Genomic DNA, 18,414 nt, shown 5'->3' on the forward strand with positions numbered 1-18,414 from the left:
TGTACAACCAATCAGTTGTATGTTGTCAACCCCGATTTTAGGCCGGGCCCGTCACAGTTCGCAGGACGCATCCTCGTCCGGCAACTCGAGATCGATCAGGTAGTCGGCGGCGATCTCGTTGACGCACTGGTTGGTTCCGGCCAGCACGATGGTGTGGCCCTCCCCTTTCACGGTGAGCAAGGCACCGCCGAGCGTCTCTGCCAGCTTGACGCCGCCGGCGTGCGGCGTGGTGGGGTCACCGGTGATCGACACAACCAGTGTGGGCGGTAGGCCCACGACGTCGGCTGCGTACGGGATGCCCAGCGTCGGCTCGGTAGGCCACTGCTCACACCCGTCGCGGGCGCCGGTGAGCGCCACTCCGGGATCCATGAACGGGGCAGCGTCAAAGATGCTGGCGCGCAAGGCATCACCCTGCTCTACGGTGAGGCGTTCCTCGTCCATGCAGTTGATCGCGTAGAGCGCCTCGGCGAGGTTGGGCCAGCGGCCCTCGGCGTCGCGGAGCGAGAAGTCGTAGTTGAGTTGGAGCAGTTCATCGCCGCGCCCCCGCTGCAACTGCGCCATGCCGGTGATGATTCGGGGCCAGGCCGCTTCGGTGTAGAGGCCCGCGATGACGCCGCCGATCGCTTCGTCAAAGCCCAGGTCGGAGTCCAGCGCCGGCACCGGTTGCCCGTAGAGCGGCCGCACGATCCGGTGGAACTCCTCGGTCGCCCGGGCCGGGTCGTCGCCCAGCGGACAGTCCTGCTGCTCGGCGCAGAACTCGGCCATCTGGCCGAACGAGCGCTGGAACCCGGCATACGCCGCGACCCGGCGCTCGAAGGTGCCCTGGTTCGGGTCGATGGCGCCGTCGAGCAGCATCGCGCGCACGTTCTGCGGGAACTGTTCGGCGTAGACGGCACCGAGTCGCGTCCCGTAACTCTGCCCCAGGAAGGTGAGCTGCTCATCGCCGAGGACCGCCCGCAGTACGTCGATGTCACGCGCCGAATCGCGGGTGCCCACGCTGGCCAACACGTCGAGGCCGCCCGAGCGCTCGGCACACCGATCGAGGATCTCTCTGGTGTCCTGTTCGGTCCATTGCACCGCCGTGCCCTGCGTGCTCAACAGGAACTCGCCACGGTCGGCCTCGGCGTCGGTGAAACAATCGACGGCCGGGTCCGTGCTGCCCACGCCGCGCGGGTCGAACCCGACCAGGTCGAAGCTGTCGGTCAGCCGGGCCTCCGGCAGGGACATCGCCGTCGCCGCGGTGGCGAACAAACCGGAACCGCCGGGCCCGCCGGGGTTGATCACCAACGAGCCGATGGGCTGACCGCGGGCGGGCACTCGGGCGACGGCCAGGCGCGCGGTCTTTCCTTCCGGATCTTGATAATCCAGCGGCACTTCCACACGTCCGCACTCCATGGTCGGCGCCTGGGCAAAGACCGCGCGCTCGATCGCGGTATTGGCATAGCCCTCACAGGACTCCCAGGCAATCTCTTGCGAGTAGAACCGATCCAGGCCAGATGACGGTGTCGGTGAAGTGCAAGACGTCATCGCGATGGTCAAGGCCAGGATCAGGAAGGCGAGGGACGAGCCCCGGCGCTTCTGGTGTACGGACGTGAAAAGCCTTGCCAGCATTGGATAATCCGTTCGGTGGTCGGTCGGTTTTCCGCGGGATCAGAACTGGCTGCCGCCGCCGTCGACGTAGATCTCTGAGCCGGTCATGAAGGTGCTGCCGTCGGAGGCCAAGAACGCGACCACGCTACCGACCTCCGCCGGCCGGGCGAGGCGCTTCATGGGCATCGAGGCGGCCAACGCTGCGAGGCCGTCGTCGGCGCCGGTGAAGAGTTCCTTCAATCCCGGCGTCTCCGTGAGTCCTGGGGCGACGACGTTGACGCGAACGTTGCGGTCGACGAGTTCTTCGGCCCAGCTGCGAGCCAGGGATCGGATCGCGGTCTTGGAAGCCGCGTAGACGCTCGTGCCGGGATTCGCCTTCACATCGCCACTGGACCCGCACAGAATCACCGAGGCGCCCTCGTTGAGCAGCGGAAGCGCGGCCTGCACGGTGAAGATGATGCCGCCCACGTTGGTGTTGAACGTGTGGGTGTAGTGCTCCCAGGTGATATCCCCCAGGGGCGCGACCTCGGCGATGCCCGCGTTGGCGAACACGATGTCGAGTCCGTGGCCCGCGGCTTCGATGGTGGAGGCGACGCGGTCGAGATCGGACTGCTGTGTCACGTCGGCGCGGATGAAGCCGGCCTGCCCGGAGCCGATGCCGGCGACGGCTTCCTTAAGGGCCTCTTCGCGACGACCCACCAGAAAGACGTAGGCGCCGTCCTCGGCGAGCGCACGCGCAGCCGCAAGGCCGATTCCTGATGTTGCTCCCGTGACGAGTGCAGTCTTACCTGTCAGAGACGGCATGTGATCCTCCATTTCTTGTACCGCTCGATTGCGGTCGTGCATTGGCGTAGGGGGAGATGAGTTCGCCGGAGACGAAGCTCGGCGGTGAGACCACGACTTGGCCGCCGGCGCTGCGGAATTGGTCGACATCGTGGCCGGACACACCCTGGAACTGGACCTGCAAGACGCGTGGGCGTCGCCACTCCCCGTTGACCCCGAACTCGACATCGCCCATCACCGTGGGAAACGTCGCGCTCCGGGCGTACTCGGAGAGACTGGCGTCCTCGAGACCACCCGTCGCCTCGACGGCCTGGGCGACGACCTGCAGCTGGGCATAGGCCAACGGCGCCATGTAGTGGCCCAGGAGATCGACACCTGCAGCTGCGGCCCGGCTCTGGTAGGTGGCAAGCAGCTCTCGGACGCCGGGGAACATCATGGTCGGTACGGGCGCCCAGTATTCGTAGTTCACGAAGCCGTTGAGCAGGGGTCCGAGTGCCGTCCGCACCGCGGTGTTCTGCGGTCCGATCATAGCTCCGCCCACCAGCCTCGGGCGGAACCGGTGTGCGCTGATCGTGCGCACCAGGGCGACCGAGTCGTCGAGATAGGAACACAGAAACAGCACATCGCACCCGCTGTCGGCGACAGCGTCGACGACGGGCCCGAAGTCCTCGGTGCCCAGCGGATAGGTCGCTTCGTGCACGATCTCGATGCCGTACTTCGCCGCGTTGGCCTTGGCGCCGAGAACGGGATTGCGGGAGAACTCGGCGTCCGCGGACAGCAGCGCCGCAGTGGTCGACCGCGGTTGTTGCTCGGCGGCGAGCGCGAAGAACCCCTCTGTGAGTGCGGCATTGGGATCGGGTCCGGTGGGAATCATCGCGAAGTAGTTCGGATAGCCGAGTTCGTTGTTGGCGCCGAGCGCCATCAGCCCGACGAAGAAGCGCTGCCGTTGTGCGATCAACGGCAGCGCCGGCAGCACCGTGTTGGTGCCGTACCCACCGACGACCAGATCCACCTTGTCCTGGTCCAGTAGCCGGCGGTAGAGACCGGGAACCCGGGCCGCATCCGCATGATCGTCGTAGTACACCAGCTCCACGGGCCGGCCCAGAAGACCGCCGCGGCCGTTGATGTCCTCGCACCAGATGTCGTGGGCAAGTCGTGCCGACCCGGTGTTGCCTGCTACCGGGCCGGTCAACGACATGCAGTACCCGATGCGGATGGGTACCGAGGTAACGGCCACTTCAGACTCCCGCGCCGACCCGGCCGTTGAGCAGTTGCATCTCCCACGCGAACGCGATCCCGCTGCCGCCGGCATGCTCGAGGATGACCTCGGTGAAGCCGGCCGCAGTTTCTTCACGCGCCCAATCACGTTGCCACTCGGACAACACCGCCAGCCAGGTGATCGGCACCGCGCCGGCGGCGACCATGCGACGCACCGCCATCTCGTGCGCTTCGGCCGAGACGCCGCCGGAGGCGTCGGTGACGATGAAGACGTCGTACCCCTCGGCTAGGGCCTGGATCGTCGGCATCGCCAGGCACACCTCGGTCCACAGCGCTGCCAGGACGAGTTGCTTGCGGCCGGTGGCTTTCACCACGTCGACGACGTTCTGGTCCTCCCAGGTGTTGATGAACGTTCGGTCGATCGGCTTTTGATCGGGAAAGACATCCTGCAGCGCCTTGATCAGGTAGCCGCCGCGTTCCTCGAGCACCGTGGTCAGAATCGTGGGCACGCCAAAGGCTTTCGCACCTTTCGCCAGACCCACGACGTTGTTGGCGATCAGGGCGGGTTCGTGACTGTTCAGGTTGGCGAACTGAAACGGCTGGTGGTCGATCAGCACGACGACGCTGTCCTCCGCGCGCAGCAATCCATCGAGACCGGTTTTGGGCATGGGAGTTCTCCTTCGGGTGAGCAACACACCAGGTACTGAGGGTCAACCACCGCCGCTGGGGGCGATGACAATGACGGTACGGCCCGGCTCGTCTCGTGTCAATACGGACCGTCTCGTGTTGTCTTAGGCCGTGTCCCTCGCTAGTGTGCTGACATGTCCGCGAACCCTCCCGATCCCGGCCGGCGCAACGAACAGTCGCGGCAGGCCATCCTGGACGCGTCTATCGCCCTGATCAGCGAGCGCGGGTACGACAACGTTTCGATCGAGGCGATCGCCAGACGGGCGGGTTGCGGCAAGCAGACCATCTACCGATGGTGGCCGTCGAAGGGTGCGGTGGTACTCGAAGCTGCCACCCGGTCCCTGAATCCCGTCGTGGTGTTCCCCGACACCGGTGACATCGTCGCCGACCTGCGGACCCAGTTGCTCGGCATCTTGGAGTTGGTCACGACCACGGGTTTCGGAGCCGCATATCGCGGTGTGATCACGGCGGGTCAATCCGATCCCGGCCTGTTGGACGCCGTCTACGAGCAAGTCGTCGAACCCAACATCACAGGGTTCAGCGCGCGCGCTGGCCTGGCTCAGGAACGCGGCGAGATACGCGCCGACGCCGACGTGCACACGCTGCGTGACGTCCTCTACGGGGTCATCGAATACCGAATGTTGCACGCAATGCCACTCGAACCCCAACACGTCGACGCGCTGTTGAAGCTCGCGTTCGAGGGAGTGCGGTGAGGGGCGTTCGCCCGATGACCTCGAGGACAACGACTGTCGCGAATCCGTGCACCAGTGACCATGCGGCCAATTCTGCACCGGTTGGGTCGGCCACGGCGTGCGGATCGGCGAGGGTGGCCAACCTACGGGAACGAAATCTAGTCTGTCTCAGCTGGACCGCGCGTCGGTGAGGATTTCGACTAGCGCCGGCCCGGGGTGGCTGAGCGCCGTTGCGATAGCCGAATTCAGATCGGCAGCGCGGCTGACTTGTTTGCCGTAGGCGCCGCAGTCTCGCGCATACGCGGCGAAGTCTGGATTGTGCAGCGAGGTCTGCGACACCTCGTACTCGGAACTGCGCTGTTCTTGGGTGATCTTGCCGAGTTCACCGTTGTTGAGCAGGATGTGGGTGATGTTCATGTCGTACTTGACCGCGGTGGTGAAGTCGGCGAGGTACTGGCCGAAGCCACCGTCGCCGGTGACGGCGATGATGGGGCGGTCGGGGGCGGCGGCCCAGGCCCCCATCGCCGCCGGGAAGCCGAAGCCGATGGACCCGAGGTAGCCCGACATCAGCACGGACTGTTGGTCTTTGGTCTCGAAGTAGCGCCCGAAGGAGTAGGCATGGTTGCCCACGTCCACGGTGAGCACGGCGTTGGCCGGGATGAGGTGGCTGAGTTCGGCGAAGACCGTCGCTGCAGCGATCCGGCCGTCGGGGTGCTTGGCGGCGCGGCGGGCTTTTTCGGTACCACCGTCTTGAGCCCGGCCGGGCACGCTGCGACCTGGCCCTCGTCAAGTTCGCCCGGGTCGGCGGCTTTGTGCCAGTCGAGTTCGTGGTCGTTGTCGGCGATGCTCACAGCGGCGTCACTCCTGCGTAGGGGACCCCGCTGAGGTAGGCGAAGTCGCGGTCGAACGTCGTCAGGTCCTCGAGGGTGAAATCGGCGAGGCGCCGGTGTCCGCAGGCCCGCGCGAGCACCACCATCAGGTCCACCGCCGAACGCAGGTACCGGTCCAACCGTTCTGCGGCCTGTCGCACCGGCAGGCGAGCGCGGAGGCGCGGATCTTGGGTGGCGATGCCGACCGGGCAGGTGTTGGTGTGGCAAGCCCGCATGCCGACGCAGCCGATGGCCTGAATCGCGCTGTTGGCGATGCCGATCGCGTCGGCCCCCAGCCCCAGCGCTTTGACCATGTCCGCCGGTGTGCGGAGGCCACCGGTGATGGCCAGCGTGATCCGGCTTTGACTGCGGTCCAGGTGCCGGCGGGCCCGGGCCAACGCCGGGATGGTGGGTACCGAGATGTTGTCGCGGAAAATCGTGGGCGCGGAACCGGTTCCGCCGCCGCGGCCATCGAGGATGATGTAGTCGACGCCGATCTCGAGGGCGGCGTCGAGGTCGCGCTCGATGTGTTGGGCACTGAGTTTGTAGCCGACCGGGATCCCGCCCGAGATGTCGCGGACCTGCGCGGCGAAGTCCTTGTACTCCGACAGGGAGGTCCAGTCCGGGAACCGGGCCGGCGAGATCGCCGCCGTGCCCGCGGCCAAACCCCGCACTTCGGCGATCTTTCCCACCACCTTGGTGCCGGGAAGATGTCCGCCGGTACCCGTTTTGGCGCCCTGGCCCCCTTTGAAATGAAACGCCTGGACCTTGTTCAGATGCTCAACGCTCCACCCGAACCGGCCGGAGGCAAGTTCGTAGAAGTACCTCGAATTCTGCTGCTGTTCTTCGGGAAGCATGCCGCCCTCCCCGGAACAGATCCCCGTCCCGGCGAGTTCGGCCCCGGCCGCCAGCGCAGTCTTGGCCTCCTCGGACAACGCACCGAAGCTCATATCGCTGACGAACACCGGAATGTCGAGCACCAGCGGGCGTCTGGCACCCGGTCCGATCACTGTCTCGGTGCTGACCGGTTCCTCATCGAGCAGCGGTAGCCGCGCCAGCTGCGCGGTGACCAGCTGGATCGAATCCCAGGACGGCAGCTCGGTGCGCGGCACGCCCATCGCCGCTGCGGGACCGTGCTTTCCGACCTTGCTCAGTCCGTGCGCGGCAAGCTCATGAATTCCGGTGTTGAACGGTTCTTCCGCGGTATCGGCGGGCCTGGCCCACCGGCCCTGGTAACCGTCGTCATCGTGGGATTGCCCATTGGCCCGGGCGAACTCGACTATCGCGGATTGGTCGACATAGACGGCCCCGTCCCGGACCCAGGCCGCAAACGTCGCCAACGCCACCGCGGGGTTGACCGGTGAGACGCCGGTCTCGACGTCGTAACGCCAGCCATGCACGTCACAGAAGACCACGTCGCCGTCGACGTGCCCATCCGCGAGCAGCGCACCACGGTGTGCACAACGGCCATACAACGCCGAGACATCCGCACCACGCCGGACGAGCACAAGGTCCACACCCGCGGTGTTGACCGCGAACGGAGCGTTATCGGGCAGCTCGGACAGGGCCACCACCCGCACGCCGGTTCGCGATTCTGGCGCCGTGGTCATTGACTGCTCCTCGGGGTTGGTCAGGGGTTGAGTCAGCCGAGCACTCGGCCGAGGAAACCGCGCACATGGCCCGCAACGACGTCGAGGTGACTCTCCAGTAGGAAGTGCCCGCCATCGATCAGGTGCACCTCCGCGTCTGTGGCGTCGCGGGCGAAGGCTTGCGCACCCGCTGGCGCGAAGATTTCGTCGTTGCGGCCCCACACCGCGAGTACCGGAACCTCATTGGTGCGCAGGAATTCATGCAGCAGCGGGTAGAGCGGGCGGTTGTTGCGGTAGTCGCGGAACAAGGCCAATTGCACTTCGTCATTGCCCTCTCGGGAGACGAGAGCGAAGTCGTGCTCCCAGGTGTCCGGGCTGACTGTGCTCGGGTCGGATACGCCGTGCACGTACTGCCAGCGGATGGCGTCAAGGCTCAGCGCGACCCGGACGGCGGGTTCGGTGTCGGGGCCGGGATTCGCGCCGTATGCCCAGATTCCTTCCCAGAACGATTCGACGAAACCGTCCTCGTAGCCGTTGCCGTTCTGTGTGACAACGGCGGTGATCCGTTCGGGGTGTTCGAGCGCGAGCCGCCACCCTATGGGCGCGCCGTAGTCGTGGACATACAGGGCATAGCGCTCCAGGCCAAGGTGATCGAGCAGCCCGGATGTGAGCCGGGCGAGGGCCTCGAAGGTGTAGTCGAACTCTCCCACGCGCGGAGCATCGGAGCGGCCGAACCCGAGGTGGTCGGGTGCGATTACGTGGTAGTCCCCGGCCAGCAAAGGGATGAGTTCACGGAACATGAACGAGCTGGTCGGGTAGCCGTGCAGCAGGACGATCGCGGGAGCATCCGCTGGTCCGGCTTCGCGATAGAAGATCTCGTAGCCGTCGACAGTGACGGCCCGGTGATGTACCACGCTCATTCGTAACCCCTTTGGTGGTTTTGTGTGTTAGGTACCAACAGATGTTGGTCGCCGCGAGTGACTTACGGGGGAGGTGCCCGCGGTCGCGGCGAGGTCGGCCAACAACATGCGCAGCTGGGATCGGCCGCGCTGGATTCGTGACACGACGGTGCCCAGCGGCGTGCCCATGATGTCGCGAATCTCCTTGTAGGCAAGCCCTTCGACGTCGGCGTAGTACACCGCCATCCGAAGCTCCTCAGGCAATGCGTCCAGGGCGTTTCTGATGTCGGTGTCAGGCAGCGACTCCAGGACCTCTACTTCCGCGGAGCGCAGTGCTCTCGCTGAATGTTCGGCGTTGGCGGCGAGCTGCCAGTCATGGACCGTGCCGCTGATGGTCTCCGTGGGCCTGCGCATCCGCTTGCAGCAGCTGCTGATGTGCGCGTCGGCCTGGATGCGAAAGAGCCACCCGATGAGATTTGTTCCGTGCTGGAAGCTCCGAAATCCGGCATATGCCTTGACCATGGTCTCTTGCACCAGGTCTTCGGCATCGGCGCGATGCAGGGTCATTCGCATGGCCCCGGCAAAGAGGTTGTCCAGAAGAGGGATCACGTCACGCTCGAAACGAGCGGCCAACTCGTCGTCGGTCTCGTCGCAATCCTCAGACGCGATCATGTCAAAGTCTCCTAGACATCGTGTTCGGCCGGGATGGCGCCGAATCGTCCGGCCTGGTAGTCGTCGTAGGCTCGGACGACCTCCTCACGGGTGTTCATCACAAAGGGCCCGGACTGAACGACTGGTTCTCGGATCGGGCGGCCACCGAGTAGCAGGACCTCCAGGTTCGGCTCCGCGGCGAGTTGGCTCTGCTGGGCGGCAAGCGTTATTGCGTCCCCGGCGCCGTATACGGCGAGTTGACCTTTTCGGATGGGTTGCGCGGCCGTACCAACAGTGCCAGTCCCGGCGAGCACGTAAGCCAGCGAGTTGAATTCGGCCGGTGCGGTGGTGACCGATCGCACCGGCCGTGGGATGCCCGTGGTTGGGTTCGGTACGGGGACGCGGGGCAAAGTGAGCGTGTCTGCAGTGACGGCCGGCATGCTTATTCCTCTCAGTTGTCTGGCAGGCGTACGGATTACACGGCGCGACGAGTCAGGAGTGCCCACGACTGGCGTAGGGACCAGCCCGACAGACGTCAGGATTTCGAGCGGCGCGAGTGGCTTGAGCAGTCGGGCGGTCATGGTGTGCTGGCGCACCGCTCACTACCCACGTGCTCAGGCGTCTCCGTCGGCTCGTGCGTTGAGAAGCTGCGTCTCCCAGGTCGATGAGCACCACGGTCTTGGGCATTTGGGGACTCTCCTTGCTAGGCGAACCGGATATTCAGGGAACGAGCAGTTGCGTTGAAGGACCCGCGTGATTCCGAACGTGATAGTGAGTGAGAATACGGACCGGCCCGTCTCGTGTCAAGACGGACCGGTTCGTCTTAATGGTATGTAGGGGTCCTCCCTGCGGTGCTGGCTGCCGCGTGCCGTCGGTGCCACAGGGCAGTTTCCAGCGGGCGCAGCGGGACGCACCGCCGCCGCTGTCGCTCCCGCCGTCGCGAACAGGACGAACGTGGTGGCTCCAAACGCGTCGATCGAACTTCCGGCAAGGGCTGCGCCCATGGCCTGGCCGGACCCAATCATGAAGAAAGACAACCCAACTCCGAGGGATGTCGTCGTCGAGTCTGCGGCCTGCGAGCAGATCGTGGTGCTGCCGGCGGGTATGGACGCTCGCGCCTACCGACTGGGTTTCCAGTCAAGAACCACCCTGTACGAGGTGCCCACCCAGAGGTGCTCGGCCTCAAGGCATCTCTGCTCGCGGATGTGGGCGCCGACAGCGCGGTGCCGAGCTGTGCACTTCGCCCGGTGTGCGCGGACCTGACGCACGACTTGCCGAGCGCCCTGCAGGATGTCGGCTTGAACCCGAGCCGGCCGATCTGCTGGCTGATCGAGGGGCTCACCGCATACCTCACCGCCGCCGAGGTCGACCTGCTGCTGGACCGGATCACTGCTTTTCAGCGCCGGGAAGCCACCTGTTCATCGACTTCCTCGGCCAATCCCTGCTGGATCACCCCGCTCTACAGCCCATGCTTCGAAAGCTTCGCCGAGCATGGCATGGCCTGGATCTTCGGCACCGAAGAGCCCGAAGAACTGCTCACCGAGGGGGGCTGGCAAGCGCAGGTCACCAGCGTCGGCGCAATAGGCACCGAGCTGGGCCGCTGGCCGTTCCCGATGCTCCCCGCGGAACCCCGGGGGTGCCGCAGGATTACTTTGTCCGCGCGTGGCGGTGATCTGACGCCCCACCTCGGCTGAAACCACGCCCGGCGGTCCCCGTCGGTAGCATCGGCGCTGCCCATGTCGATCCCGCCCGGAGGAGTTGCGCCATGTCGGCCGAACCCGCTGAACTCGACATCGCCGAAGGCGCACTGGCACACGGCCTGCCGTATCTCGCACTCGGTTCTGGGCGGCCACTGGTCTTCTTGCGCTGGTTCACCGCCGATCACAAGAATCCCAGCGGTCCGCTGCGCACATCGGAGATCAAGACATTGGCTCCGCTGGCCCACCATTTCCGGGTGTACGCGGTGAATCGAGCGCCCGGGATGTCCGAGCGCACCACCATGGCCGATATCGCCACCCAACACGCGGAGGCGCTGCGCGCCGAGTTCGGCGGTCCGGTTCGCCGCAGCCTGCACCTGATGGCGCCACTAATGGTGCGAAATCCACTGTCGGCCAAAGCTTCTGGCGTCGCGATGTGGCTGTTGACCCGCTGTTCCACCCCGCAGACCACAACGACACGCTTGCTTTCATCCGTGCCGAGGATTCCTTCGACCTCGGTGGCCGCCTCGGTGATATCGTCGCACCGACCCTGGTGATCGGCGGCGAGCACGACATCGCTTACGAAACCGACAACTTCCGCCACACCGCCGAGGGCTTCGCCGATTCGAAGTTAATCATCTACCCCCGCACGACCCACCTCGGCGCCGTCAAGCACCCGCGGTTCGCTCCCGACATCGTCGACTTCCTATCCGCCGCCTGACCAGCGACCGGCGGGATTCCCGTCGCCAACTATCCACGCGCGGCGCGGTTCTCAGACCTTCGGGCAGTAGAACTGGGGCTGGCCGCGGTATTCCTCGGGCGGCAGGTTCCGCGCCGGCGTTTGCACCAGCGGCGAATCGGCCGGCAGCCGGCCCTGGCTCCGATCCAGCGCGGAGCGTTTGCGCGGGTGCATCAGCCGCCGCTTGGGTCCGTACTTCGCGACCAGCGTGATCACATCACACAGCCGGTCGTGCGCCCACTGCTGTCGGGGCGACCACGTGTAACCCATCAGCTCCCGCACCGACGGGTCGTAGAGTGCGACGGTCATGAACGTCAGGAAGCGCTGCATGACCTTCAGGTTCAGCGCCCACAACGGATCCGGAATCCACTGCAGCGACGGATGCTTGGGCATGGTGGACAGATCCATCACTTCGCGGGCGGCCCAGTTGTTCTCCAGCACATTGCTGCACATGTGGTCCCAGTACTCCTGGAATTCCTCCCAGGACTTCGGCACCGGCCGCATGCTCATCCCGTACATCCGGTACCAGGTGACGTGCTCGTCGAACAGCTGCCGCTTGTCGGCCTCACTGATCCCGCCGCCGAACTTCTCGGCCGCCAACAGGGTCGACTTGAAGAACGTGGCGTGGGCCCAGTAGAAGACATCCGGGTTCAGCGCACTGTATTGGCGCCCGCGCTCGTCGACGCCCTTGATACCGATGTGGTAGTCCCGGACCTCGGCACCGGTCTGCGGTGCGCGGTCGCCGTCGAAGACCACACCGCCGATCGGATAGATGGACCGCAGCAGTCGGGGTATGCGCTCCATGAAGAAGATGGAGTGCTCCTGCACCGCCGCGCCCAACTGCGGGTGCATGTTCTGCATCGAACCCGCCCAGGTGCCCTGGAACAGGCCGGTCCACTGGCCGAAGTACTTCCAGGTCAACGAATCGGGGCCCAGCGGCACCGGCGGCGCATCGTAGCCGCCGGTGGTTACCGGACAGCCCGCCGGCACCGTCGAGGCCTCAGCCTCGGCAACCGGGCAGGTCTCGGACGCATCTTGAGTCACTGGCCAATCTTTCCCTCGGAGTCAGTCACCATTCTGACTACGCTCGTTGTCATTGTCCAGTCTAGACAATCCGGGCGCGGTGTGTTCGGGTGGCCGGCACTTCCCGACCGACATCCCCGCCATTTCGCTCAAGGGAGCGCTCGGCGGCTCGACTCCGCGCAAGACTGTCACCTGGACACTCGCTGTTGAGCGATCTGCCCAATCGCCCGCGAGCTTGCCGGCGACCAACCAGAGATGAAGGAGATCCGCATGGCCACGGTGGCGGAACAGATGGTGGCGACGCTGAAGGCGAGTGGCGTGCGTCGCGTCTACGGCATCCCGGGCGACTCCCTCAACGGGTTCACCGATGCGCTCCGCAAGGACGGCAGCATCCAGTGGGTGCTGGTGCGCCACGAGGAGGCGGCGGCCTTCGCCGCTGCAGCGGACGCTGCGACGACGGGTGAACTCGCGGTGGCCGCCGGCAGTTGCGGCCCGGGCAACCTGCACCTCATCAATGGCCTGTACGACGCGAACCGGTCGCGGGTACCGGTCCTGGCGATCGCAGCGCACATCCCGACCGCGGAAATCGGGACCGGCTACTTCCAGGAGACCCACCCGCAAGACCTCTTCCGCGAAGCCTCCGTATACACCGAGTACGTCGCCCACCCCAGCCAGATGCCCCACGTGCTGGAGATCGCGATGCGCACCGCGGTCGAGAAGCAGGGCGTCGCGGTCGTGGTGATCCCGGGCGACGTGGCGCTCTCCGAAGCCGTCACCGACCGGGCCACCGCTATCCGCGCGAGCACCTCGGTCGTGATGCCCACGGCAGACGAACTCGCGCGCGCCGCAACACTACTCAACAACGACCAACGGGTGACCATCCTGGCCGGTGCGGGCTGCGCCGGCGCGCACGACGAGGTGCTGGCCGTCGCGGAGGCGCTGGGCGCCCCCGTCGTGCACGCACTGCGCGGCAAGGAGTTCATCGAGTACGACAACCCCTACGACGTCGGCATGACCGGATTGCTCGGGTTCGCCTCCGGCTACCGGGCGATGGAAAACGCCGACACGGTCCTGATGCTGGGCACCGACTTTCCCTACCGGCAGTTCTATCCCGAGCACGCCACCACCATCCAGGTCGACATCCGCGGCGAACAGCTCGGCCGGCGGCATCCATTGGAGCTCGGGCTGGTCGGGACGGTCAAAGACACGGCCACGGCCCTACTTCCACTGCTGGAGCGCAAGACCGACCGCAGTCACCTCGAGGACTCCCGCGACCACTACCGTCGAACGCGCGCCAAACTCGACGAACTGGCAACCCCGTCGAAGCGGGGCGCACCCATCCACCCGCAATACCTCGCGCGGCTCGTCGACCAACACGCCGCGGCGGACGCGGTCTTCATCCCCGATGTCGGTTCACCGGTCGTCTGGGCCGCGCGCTACCTGACGATGAACGGCCGCCGGCGGCTGATCGGATCCTTCACCCACGGGTCGATGGCCAACGCGCTGCCCCATGCCGTCGGCGTGCAGGCCGCCCACCCGGAACGCCAGGTGGTGGCCCTGGCCGGCGACGGCGGACTGGGGATGTTGCTCGGCGAGCTGATCACCCTCACCCAAAACAAGCTCCCGGTGAAGCTCGTGGTGTTCAACAACTCGTCGCTGAACTTCGTCGAGCTCGAGATGAAAGCTGCCGGTTTCGTCACCTACGGCACCGAGCTGATCAACCCCAATTTCGCCGAGGTCGCCCGCGCCATGGACATCCACAGCCGGCGGGTGGAGCACTCCGAGGATCTCCCCGACGCGGTCCGCGACATCCTGAGCCACGACGGACCGGCGCTCCTCGACGTGATCACCGAACGTCACGAACTGTCGATGCCGCCCGCGATCACCGCCGAGCAGGTGAAGGGCTTCACGCTTTACGCGATCCGGACCGTCATGTCCGGCCGCGGCGACGAGCTGATCGATCTGGCGAAAGCCAATCTGCGACAGCTCTTTTGACGGACGGTGGCGCATGCACTGGCCAAGACAGCGGATACAGCCCGGCGCGTGGATGACATCGACACCGCAGCGCTGGCGGGATACGCCGTGACGATGGGCCAAGGGCTCGCGGTGCACGCCGCCGCAGGAGTGACGCAAGCAAGGCTCGACGCGATAGTCGACGTTGCATTGGCGGGACTCACTGTGAATCGCCCCGGGTTTGATGCACACCTTCTTTCGAGGGAAGGTTGTTCACATCATGCCGAGGAAGTACGACGATGAGTTCAAGGCCTGGGCGGTGCGGTTGGTCGCCGACCATGCCGAGGAGTACGACACCCGCATGGCCCGCATCACCGCGGTGGCCAAGCGGTTGGGGGTGTCCTATGAATCGCTGCGCCGGTGGGTCAATCAGACCGAGGTCGACACCGGCCAGCGTGACGGAGTGTCCACTGACGTCGCACGCGAGAACAGATAGCTCAAACGTAAGAACCGTGAGCTTGAGGAAACCATCGGAATCCTCAAAGCTGCAACAGGTTTCTTCGTGCGGGAGAGCGACCCGCGACACCGCTGATCTGTTCGTTCATTGCCGAGCATCGCGCTCGGTTCGGGGTCGCTCCGATCTGCCGCGTACTCACCGAGCACGGCTGCCAGATCGCCCCGAGAACCTTCTACGCCTGGCTGGCCCGCCCGCCGTCGGCGCGGGAGCTGTGGGACACCGTCATCACCGAGGTGTTGGCCGGCTTCTACGAGCCCGACGAACACGGTCGGCGCAAACCGGAGTCACTGTACGGGGCCACCAAGATGTGGGCTCACCTGCAACGACAGGGCATCATGGTGGCCCGTTGCACCGTGGAGCGCCTCATGCGTGCCAACGGCTGGCGTGGGGTCACTCGGCGCAGGCGGGTCCGCACGACGATCGTTGATCCGGCCGCGGCGCGGGCTGCTGATCTGGTCAAGCGGCAGTTCCGGGTCCCCGCTCCCAACGTGCTGGCGGACTTCACCTACGTGCGCCTGTTCAACGGGACGTTCGTTTACACCGCGTTCGCCATCGACGCCTACGCGGGCCGGGTCGTGGGGTGGACCTGCTCGGCCAGCAAGGAGGGCCGGTTCGTGCGCCACGCGATACGCCACGCCGCGCAACTCCGGGATGATGAGGGGAATCCATTGTTGGGCAACACTATTCACCACGGCGATGCGGGATCGCAGTACACGTCTGTGCGGTTTGGGGAAACCCTCGCACTATCTGGTCTGGTGGCCTCGATTGGCACTGTGGGCGACTGCTTCGACTGTGAGAATGGTCGTGGCTGCCTGGTGGCCTGACTCTTGCTTTCGACTGACCCCGAGGTTTGGGTGTCGGTCCTGGCTGTTGATCTGTCGTCCGCCAGGTGGCCGCACCACATGGTGCTGGCCGGACGGGCAGTGACCTCATAGGAGCCTGACCTCACCAGGTCCCATCACAGTCCCGTCCACCCGACCGGCCAGCGTCACAACCCACGTTGGAAGGGTCGCAATGACAGGCATGAACCACCATCGGCGCCGCGGTCGAGTCGTGATCGGCGTCGACACCCACAAACACATCCACGTCGCGGTCGCCCTCGATGACTTCGGAGGCGTCCTGGGCAAGGAGAAGTTCACCGCAGACACCGCTGGGTACGGCCAGTTGATCGACTGGTCGATGGCCCTCGGTCATCTGCTGACGTTCGCCATCGAGGGCACCGGTTCCTACGGCGCCGGCCTGACCGCCGCGGTCCGGCGCCGCGACATCGGTGTCGTTGAAGTCATGCGCACCGACCGTCGTGACCGACGCTTACGGGGCAAGTCTGACTTCCTCGACGCGAGAACGCAGCCCGTGCCGTGCTGGCCGGCCACGCCGACGCCGTCCCCAAAACCGCCGACGGTGTGGTGGAGATGATCCGCACCATCAAAGTCGCCAAAGATGTTGCGGTAAAGGCACGCACATCGGCGATGATCTCCCTCAAGGCAGTCCTGGTCAACGCTCCTGCGGCACTGCGTGAACAACTGCAGCCACTGTCGAAGATGGCACTGATTCACCGCTGCACAGGACTACGGCCCGGTTCGATGACCACGGTAGAGGCGGCCACCAAACACACGCTGCGTTCCACCGCACGGCGCTGGGAACAACTCAACGACGAGATCACCGCGCACGAAAAGCTGCTCGCCGAACTCACCACCGCACTCGCACCGCAACTTTCGGCTGCCTTCGGCATCGGTGCCGACATGGCCGCCGAGACGCTCATTGTTGCCGGCGACAACCCCGAGCGGGTCCGCTCAGAGCCAGCCTGGGCCCGGCTCTGCGGCGTCGCACCCATCCCCGCGTCTTCTGGCATGACCACACGACACCGGCTCAACCGCGGCGGTCACCGCCAGGCCAACGCCGCGCTCTACCGCACCGTTATCGTGCGAATGCAGCATCACGAACCAACCAAGGCTTACGTGGTTCGCCGCACCGCCGAAGGCAAGACCAAAGCCGAGATCATCCGCTGCCTCAAACGGCTCCTCGCCCGCGAAATCTGGTCCCTGATACGCCCTCTGCGGATCAGTCCACAGACCATAGGATCCGCCTCTTGACGGATATAGGAGCATCAACTGATCCGCCCCGGCATGTCGGGAGGTTCTCTTATCTGAGTGCCTCCTCGGCATGAGGGTGCCGTTGGCGATGGTAGTAGAGCGCTTCGGCCCGATCGGGGGTTAGGTCCTGGCAGTAGCCGTTGGGTCGCTGACGGTTGTAGAAGGCCACCCATTCGGCGGTCCCCAGCGCCAGTTCGGTGGCACCGGGATAGAGCGGCTGGCGGTCGATGAGTTCGGTCTTGTAGCTGCTGTTCACCGATTCGGCCAGAGCATTATCGAAACTATCTCCGACGGATCCGACTGAAGGCAGGATCCCCTCAGCGGCCAGACGTTCGGTGAACGCGACCGCCGTATACTGAGCTTCCGCATCGCTGTGGTGAATAAGTGATTCCAAAGATGTTGCACCCGAACGCTTTCTGGTGTCGATAGCATGGTCGATCGCATCGGTGACCAGTTTCTGGGTCATCTCGGTGGCCACTTTCCAGCCTACGATCTTGCGGGCATAGACATCGGTGACGAATGCCGTGTAGGCCCAGCCGGCACGAGTCCGGCAGTAGGTGAAATCGGCCACCCACAATCGGTCAGGCGCACCGGCGACGAAATTACGCCGGACCCGATCCGGGGCTCGCGTCGCTGCCGGATCGGCGACGGTGGTGCGCACCCGCCGGCGCTTGCACGCACCCCGCCAACCCATCTCCCGCATGACCCGTTCCACGACACAGCGCGACACGTCGATACCGTTGGTGCGCAATACAATCCATGTCTTACGAGCGCCCAGGACTCGGTACAGACTCTGCGATTGGCGAAGCTGCCAGATCGCATCGATCACCTGCGCATCGGCCCAGTCGGCTTTCGAGGGGGCCTGACGGGCGCGGTGGGCGTAATACGTCGACGGGGCGATCGTGACGCCGTACTCGGAAAGCACAGCGCACATCGACTCGACACCCCACTTGAGACCATCAACGCCCACCCGCATGTGCTGGTGGGCGCTGATGAACTCCACGACTACTGAGAGGGCCGGTCGAGCTCGGCGGCGAAGAAAACCGAGGCCGCCTTCAAGATCGCGTTGGCCCGCTTGAGTTCGGCATTCTCCCGGCGCAGCTTGCGCAGGACCTCGGATTCCTCGCTGGTCTGCCCCGCCCGAGAGCCGGCGTCGATCTCAGCCTGGCGGACCCATTTGCGCACCGTTTCGGCAGTACCGACGCCCAGCAGGTCAGCGACCCGGCCCATCGCCTCCCACTCCGAAACTGTCTCGCTGCGCAGATCGGCCACCATCTGCACCGCCCGCACCTTCAGCTCGTCTGGATACCGCCTCGATGACTTCGATCCCACGTGCCCATCCTTCCCAACGGAAGAACTCTCCAGACACGCCGGGGTGGATCAATGACCCAACTCGGGCCAGACGCACCAGACC

Annotated in this window: 15 protein-coding genes and 4 pseudogenes; 7 read left to right on the forward strand and 12 right to left on the reverse strand. The window is 65.4% G+C overall.

Annotation, left to right across the window (positions count from 1 at the left end):
- Positions 1–51 precede the first annotated feature (51 nt).
- From RCP80_RS25305 to RCP80_RS25320, 4 genes are read right to left on the reverse strand one after another with little or no spacing between them, the layout of a single operon-like run.
- Entirely contained in the window at positions 52–1,611 is a 1,560-nt protein-coding gene (locus tag RCP80_RS25305) for an alpha/beta hydrolase (protein ID WP_308480307.1), read from the reverse strand.
- Between the two features lie 39 nt (positions 1,612–1,650).
- Positions 1,651–2,394 carry an SDR family NAD(P)-dependent oxidoreductase gene (locus RCP80_RS25310; RefSeq protein ID WP_308480308.1) on the reverse strand — a complete coding sequence of 248 codons (744 nt, stop codon included), beginning with the start codon at positions 2,392–2,394 and terminating at the stop codon, positions 1,651–1,653.
- On the reverse strand, positions 2,375–3,610 hold the full coding sequence (locus tag RCP80_RS25315) for an amino acid ABC transporter substrate-binding protein (RefSeq protein ID WP_308480309.1): 1,236 nt from the start codon (positions 3,608–3,610) through the stop codon (positions 2,375–2,377). The genes RCP80_RS25310 and RCP80_RS25315 overlap by 20 nt, the downstream gene beginning before the upstream one ends.
- A gap of 1 nt (position 3,611) precedes the next feature.
- The gene (locus RCP80_RS25320; RefSeq protein ID WP_308480310.1) at positions 3,612–4,259 is read right to left on the reverse strand and encodes a hydrolase; all 648 of its coding nucleotides are present in this window, start codon (positions 4,257–4,259) and stop codon (positions 3,612–3,614) included.
- 153 nt (positions 4,260–4,412) lie between these two features.
- On the opposite strand from RCP80_RS25320, the gene RCP80_RS25325 reads away from it, so the two are divergent.
- Positions 4,413–4,991, forward strand: a complete 579-nt coding sequence (locus tag RCP80_RS25325) for a TetR/AcrR family transcriptional regulator (protein WP_308480311.1) — start codon at positions 4,413–4,415, stop codon at positions 4,989–4,991.
- On the opposite strand, the pseudogene RCP80_RS25330 reads toward RCP80_RS25325, so the two are convergent.
- From RCP80_RS25330 to RCP80_RS25355, 6 genes and pseudogenes are all read right to left on the reverse strand, one after another.
- Positions 4,903–5,121: pseudogene (locus tag RCP80_RS25330) on the reverse strand (hypothetical protein); the annotation flags it as partial. The gene RCP80_RS25325 and the pseudogene RCP80_RS25330 overlap by 89 nt on opposite strands.
- Before the next feature lie 17 nt (positions 5,122–5,138).
- Positions 5,139–5,738 carry a thiamine pyrophosphate-dependent enzyme gene (locus RCP80_RS25335; RefSeq protein ID WP_308480312.1) on the reverse strand — a complete coding sequence of 200 codons (600 nt, stop codon included), beginning with the start codon at positions 5,736–5,738 and terminating at the stop codon, positions 5,139–5,141.
- Positions 5,739–5,817: 79 nt separating this feature from the next.
- Entirely contained in the window at positions 5,818–7,449 is a 1,632-nt protein-coding gene (locus tag RCP80_RS25340) for a glutamate synthase-related protein (RefSeq protein WP_308480313.1), read from the reverse strand.
- 32 nt (positions 7,450–7,481) lie between these two features.
- Positions 7,482–8,348, reverse strand: coding sequence for an alpha/beta fold hydrolase (locus RCP80_RS25345; RefSeq protein WP_308480314.1), 867 nt, complete (start codon positions 8,346–8,348; stop codon positions 7,482–7,484).
- A gap of 27 nt (positions 8,349–8,375) precedes the next feature.
- Positions 8,376–8,999, reverse strand: a complete 624-nt coding sequence (locus RCP80_RS25350) for a sigma-70 family RNA polymerase sigma factor (protein WP_308480315.1) — start codon at positions 8,997–8,999, stop codon at positions 8,376–8,378.
- A gap of 11 nt (positions 9,000–9,010) precedes the next feature.
- Positions 9,011–9,340, reverse strand: a complete 330-nt coding sequence (locus RCP80_RS25355) for a pirin-like C-terminal cupin domain-containing protein (protein ID WP_308480316.1) — start codon at positions 9,338–9,340, stop codon at positions 9,011–9,013.
- A 742-nt stretch (positions 9,341–10,082) separates the two neighbouring features.
- Here RCP80_RS25355 and RCP80_RS25360 point away from each other — a divergent pair.
- The 3 genes and pseudogenes from RCP80_RS25360 to RCP80_RS25370 all read left to right on the forward strand — a co-directional run bounded on the left by RCP80_RS25360 (position 10,083) and on the right by RCP80_RS25370 (position 11,396).
- Positions 10,083–10,672, forward strand: a pseudogene (locus RCP80_RS25360) (SAM-dependent methyltransferase).
- Positions 10,673–10,743: 71 nt separating this feature from the next.
- On the forward strand, positions 10,744–11,232 hold the full coding sequence (locus tag RCP80_RS25365; protein ID WP_308480317.1) for a hypothetical protein: 489 nt from the start codon (positions 10,744–10,746) through the stop codon (positions 11,230–11,232).
- Positions 11,229–11,396 carry an alpha/beta fold hydrolase gene (locus tag RCP80_RS25370; RefSeq protein WP_308480318.1) on the forward strand — a complete coding sequence of 56 codons (168 nt, stop codon included), beginning with the start codon at positions 11,229–11,231 and terminating at the stop codon, positions 11,394–11,396. Before RCP80_RS25365 ends, RCP80_RS25370 begins: the two co-directional genes overlap by 4 nt.
- Before the next feature lie 51 nt (positions 11,397–11,447).
- On the opposite strand, the gene RCP80_RS25375 is transcribed toward RCP80_RS25370, so the two are convergent.
- Positions 11,448–12,458: an oxygenase MpaB family protein gene (locus RCP80_RS25375; RefSeq protein WP_308480319.1), complete on the reverse strand. Its 1,011-nt coding sequence runs from the start codon at positions 12,456–12,458 to the stop codon at positions 11,448–11,450.
- 249 nt (positions 12,459–12,707) lie between these two features.
- Between RCP80_RS25375 and poxB the strand changes: the two genes are divergently transcribed.
- The 3 genes and pseudogenes from poxB (at position 12,708) to RCP80_RS25395 (ending at position 17,000) form a co-directional block, all read left to right on the forward strand.
- Positions 12,708–14,432, forward strand: coding sequence for a ubiquinone-dependent pyruvate dehydrogenase (gene poxB, locus RCP80_RS25380; RefSeq protein WP_308480320.1), 1,725 nt, complete (start codon positions 12,708–12,710; stop codon positions 14,430–14,432).
- A gap of 238 nt (positions 14,433–14,670) precedes the next feature.
- Positions 14,671–15,698 (forward strand): annotated as a pseudogene (locus tag RCP80_RS25385) (IS3 family transposase); the annotation flags it as partial.
- Positions 15,699–15,921: 223 nt separating this feature from the next.
- Positions 15,922–17,000, forward strand: a pseudogene (locus tag RCP80_RS25395) (IS110 family RNA-guided transposase).
- Between the two features lie 49 nt (positions 17,001–17,049).
- On the opposite strand, the gene RCP80_RS25400 reads toward RCP80_RS25395, so the two are convergent.
- Positions 17,050–18,275 (reverse strand): IS3 family transposase gene (locus RCP80_RS25400; protein ID WP_308483016.1). Its coding sequence is split into 2 segments (ribosomal slippage): positions 17,050–18,044 and positions 18,044–18,275, totalling 1,227 coding nucleotides; the frame shifts between segments, so codons are not numbered across the junction.
- Positions 18,276–18,414 lie beyond the last annotated feature (139 nt).

This window comes from Mycolicibacterium sp. MU0053 (assembly GCF_963378095.1).
Taxonomy (GTDB): domain Bacteria; phylum Actinomycetota; class Actinomycetes; order Mycobacteriales; family Mycobacteriaceae; genus Mycobacterium; species Mycobacterium burgundiense.

What these genes read in the sequence shown, in the direction of transcription:
- RCP80_RS25305 (WP_308480307.1), bottom strand. Translation starts at nt 1,611, where the DNA reads ATGCTGGCAAGGCTTTTCACGTCCGTACACCAGAAGCGCCGGGGCTCG.
- RCP80_RS25310 (WP_308480308.1), bottom strand. Translation starts at nt 2,394, where the DNA reads ATGCCGTCTCTGACAGGTAAGACTGCACTCGTCACGGGAGCAACATCA.
- RCP80_RS25320 (WP_308480310.1), bottom strand. Translation starts at nt 4,259, where the DNA reads ATGCCCAAAACCGGTCTCGATGGATTGCTGCGCGCGGAGGACAGCGTC.
- RCP80_RS25325 (WP_308480311.1), top strand. Translation starts at nt 4,413, where the DNA reads ATGTCCGCGAACCCTCCCGATCCCGGCCGGCGCAACGAACAGTCGCGG.
- RCP80_RS25340 (WP_308480313.1), bottom strand. Translation starts at nt 7,449, where the DNA reads ATGACCACGGCGCCAGAATCGCGAACCGGCGTGCGGGTGGTGGCCCTG.
- RCP80_RS25345 (WP_308480314.1), bottom strand. Translation starts at nt 8,348, where the DNA reads ATGAGCGTGGTACATCACCGGGCCGTCACTGTCGACGGCTACGAGATC.
- RCP80_RS25350 (WP_308480315.1), bottom strand. Translation starts at nt 8,999, where the DNA reads ATGATCGCGTCTGAGGATTGCGACGAGACCGACGACGAGTTGGCCGCT.
- RCP80_RS25365 (WP_308480317.1), top strand. Translation starts at nt 10,744, where the DNA reads ATGTCGGCCGAACCCGCTGAACTCGACATCGCCGAAGGCGCACTGGCA.
- poxB (WP_308480320.1), top strand. Translation starts at nt 12,708, where the DNA reads ATGGCCACGGTGGCGGAACAGATGGTGGCGACGCTGAAGGCGAGTGGC.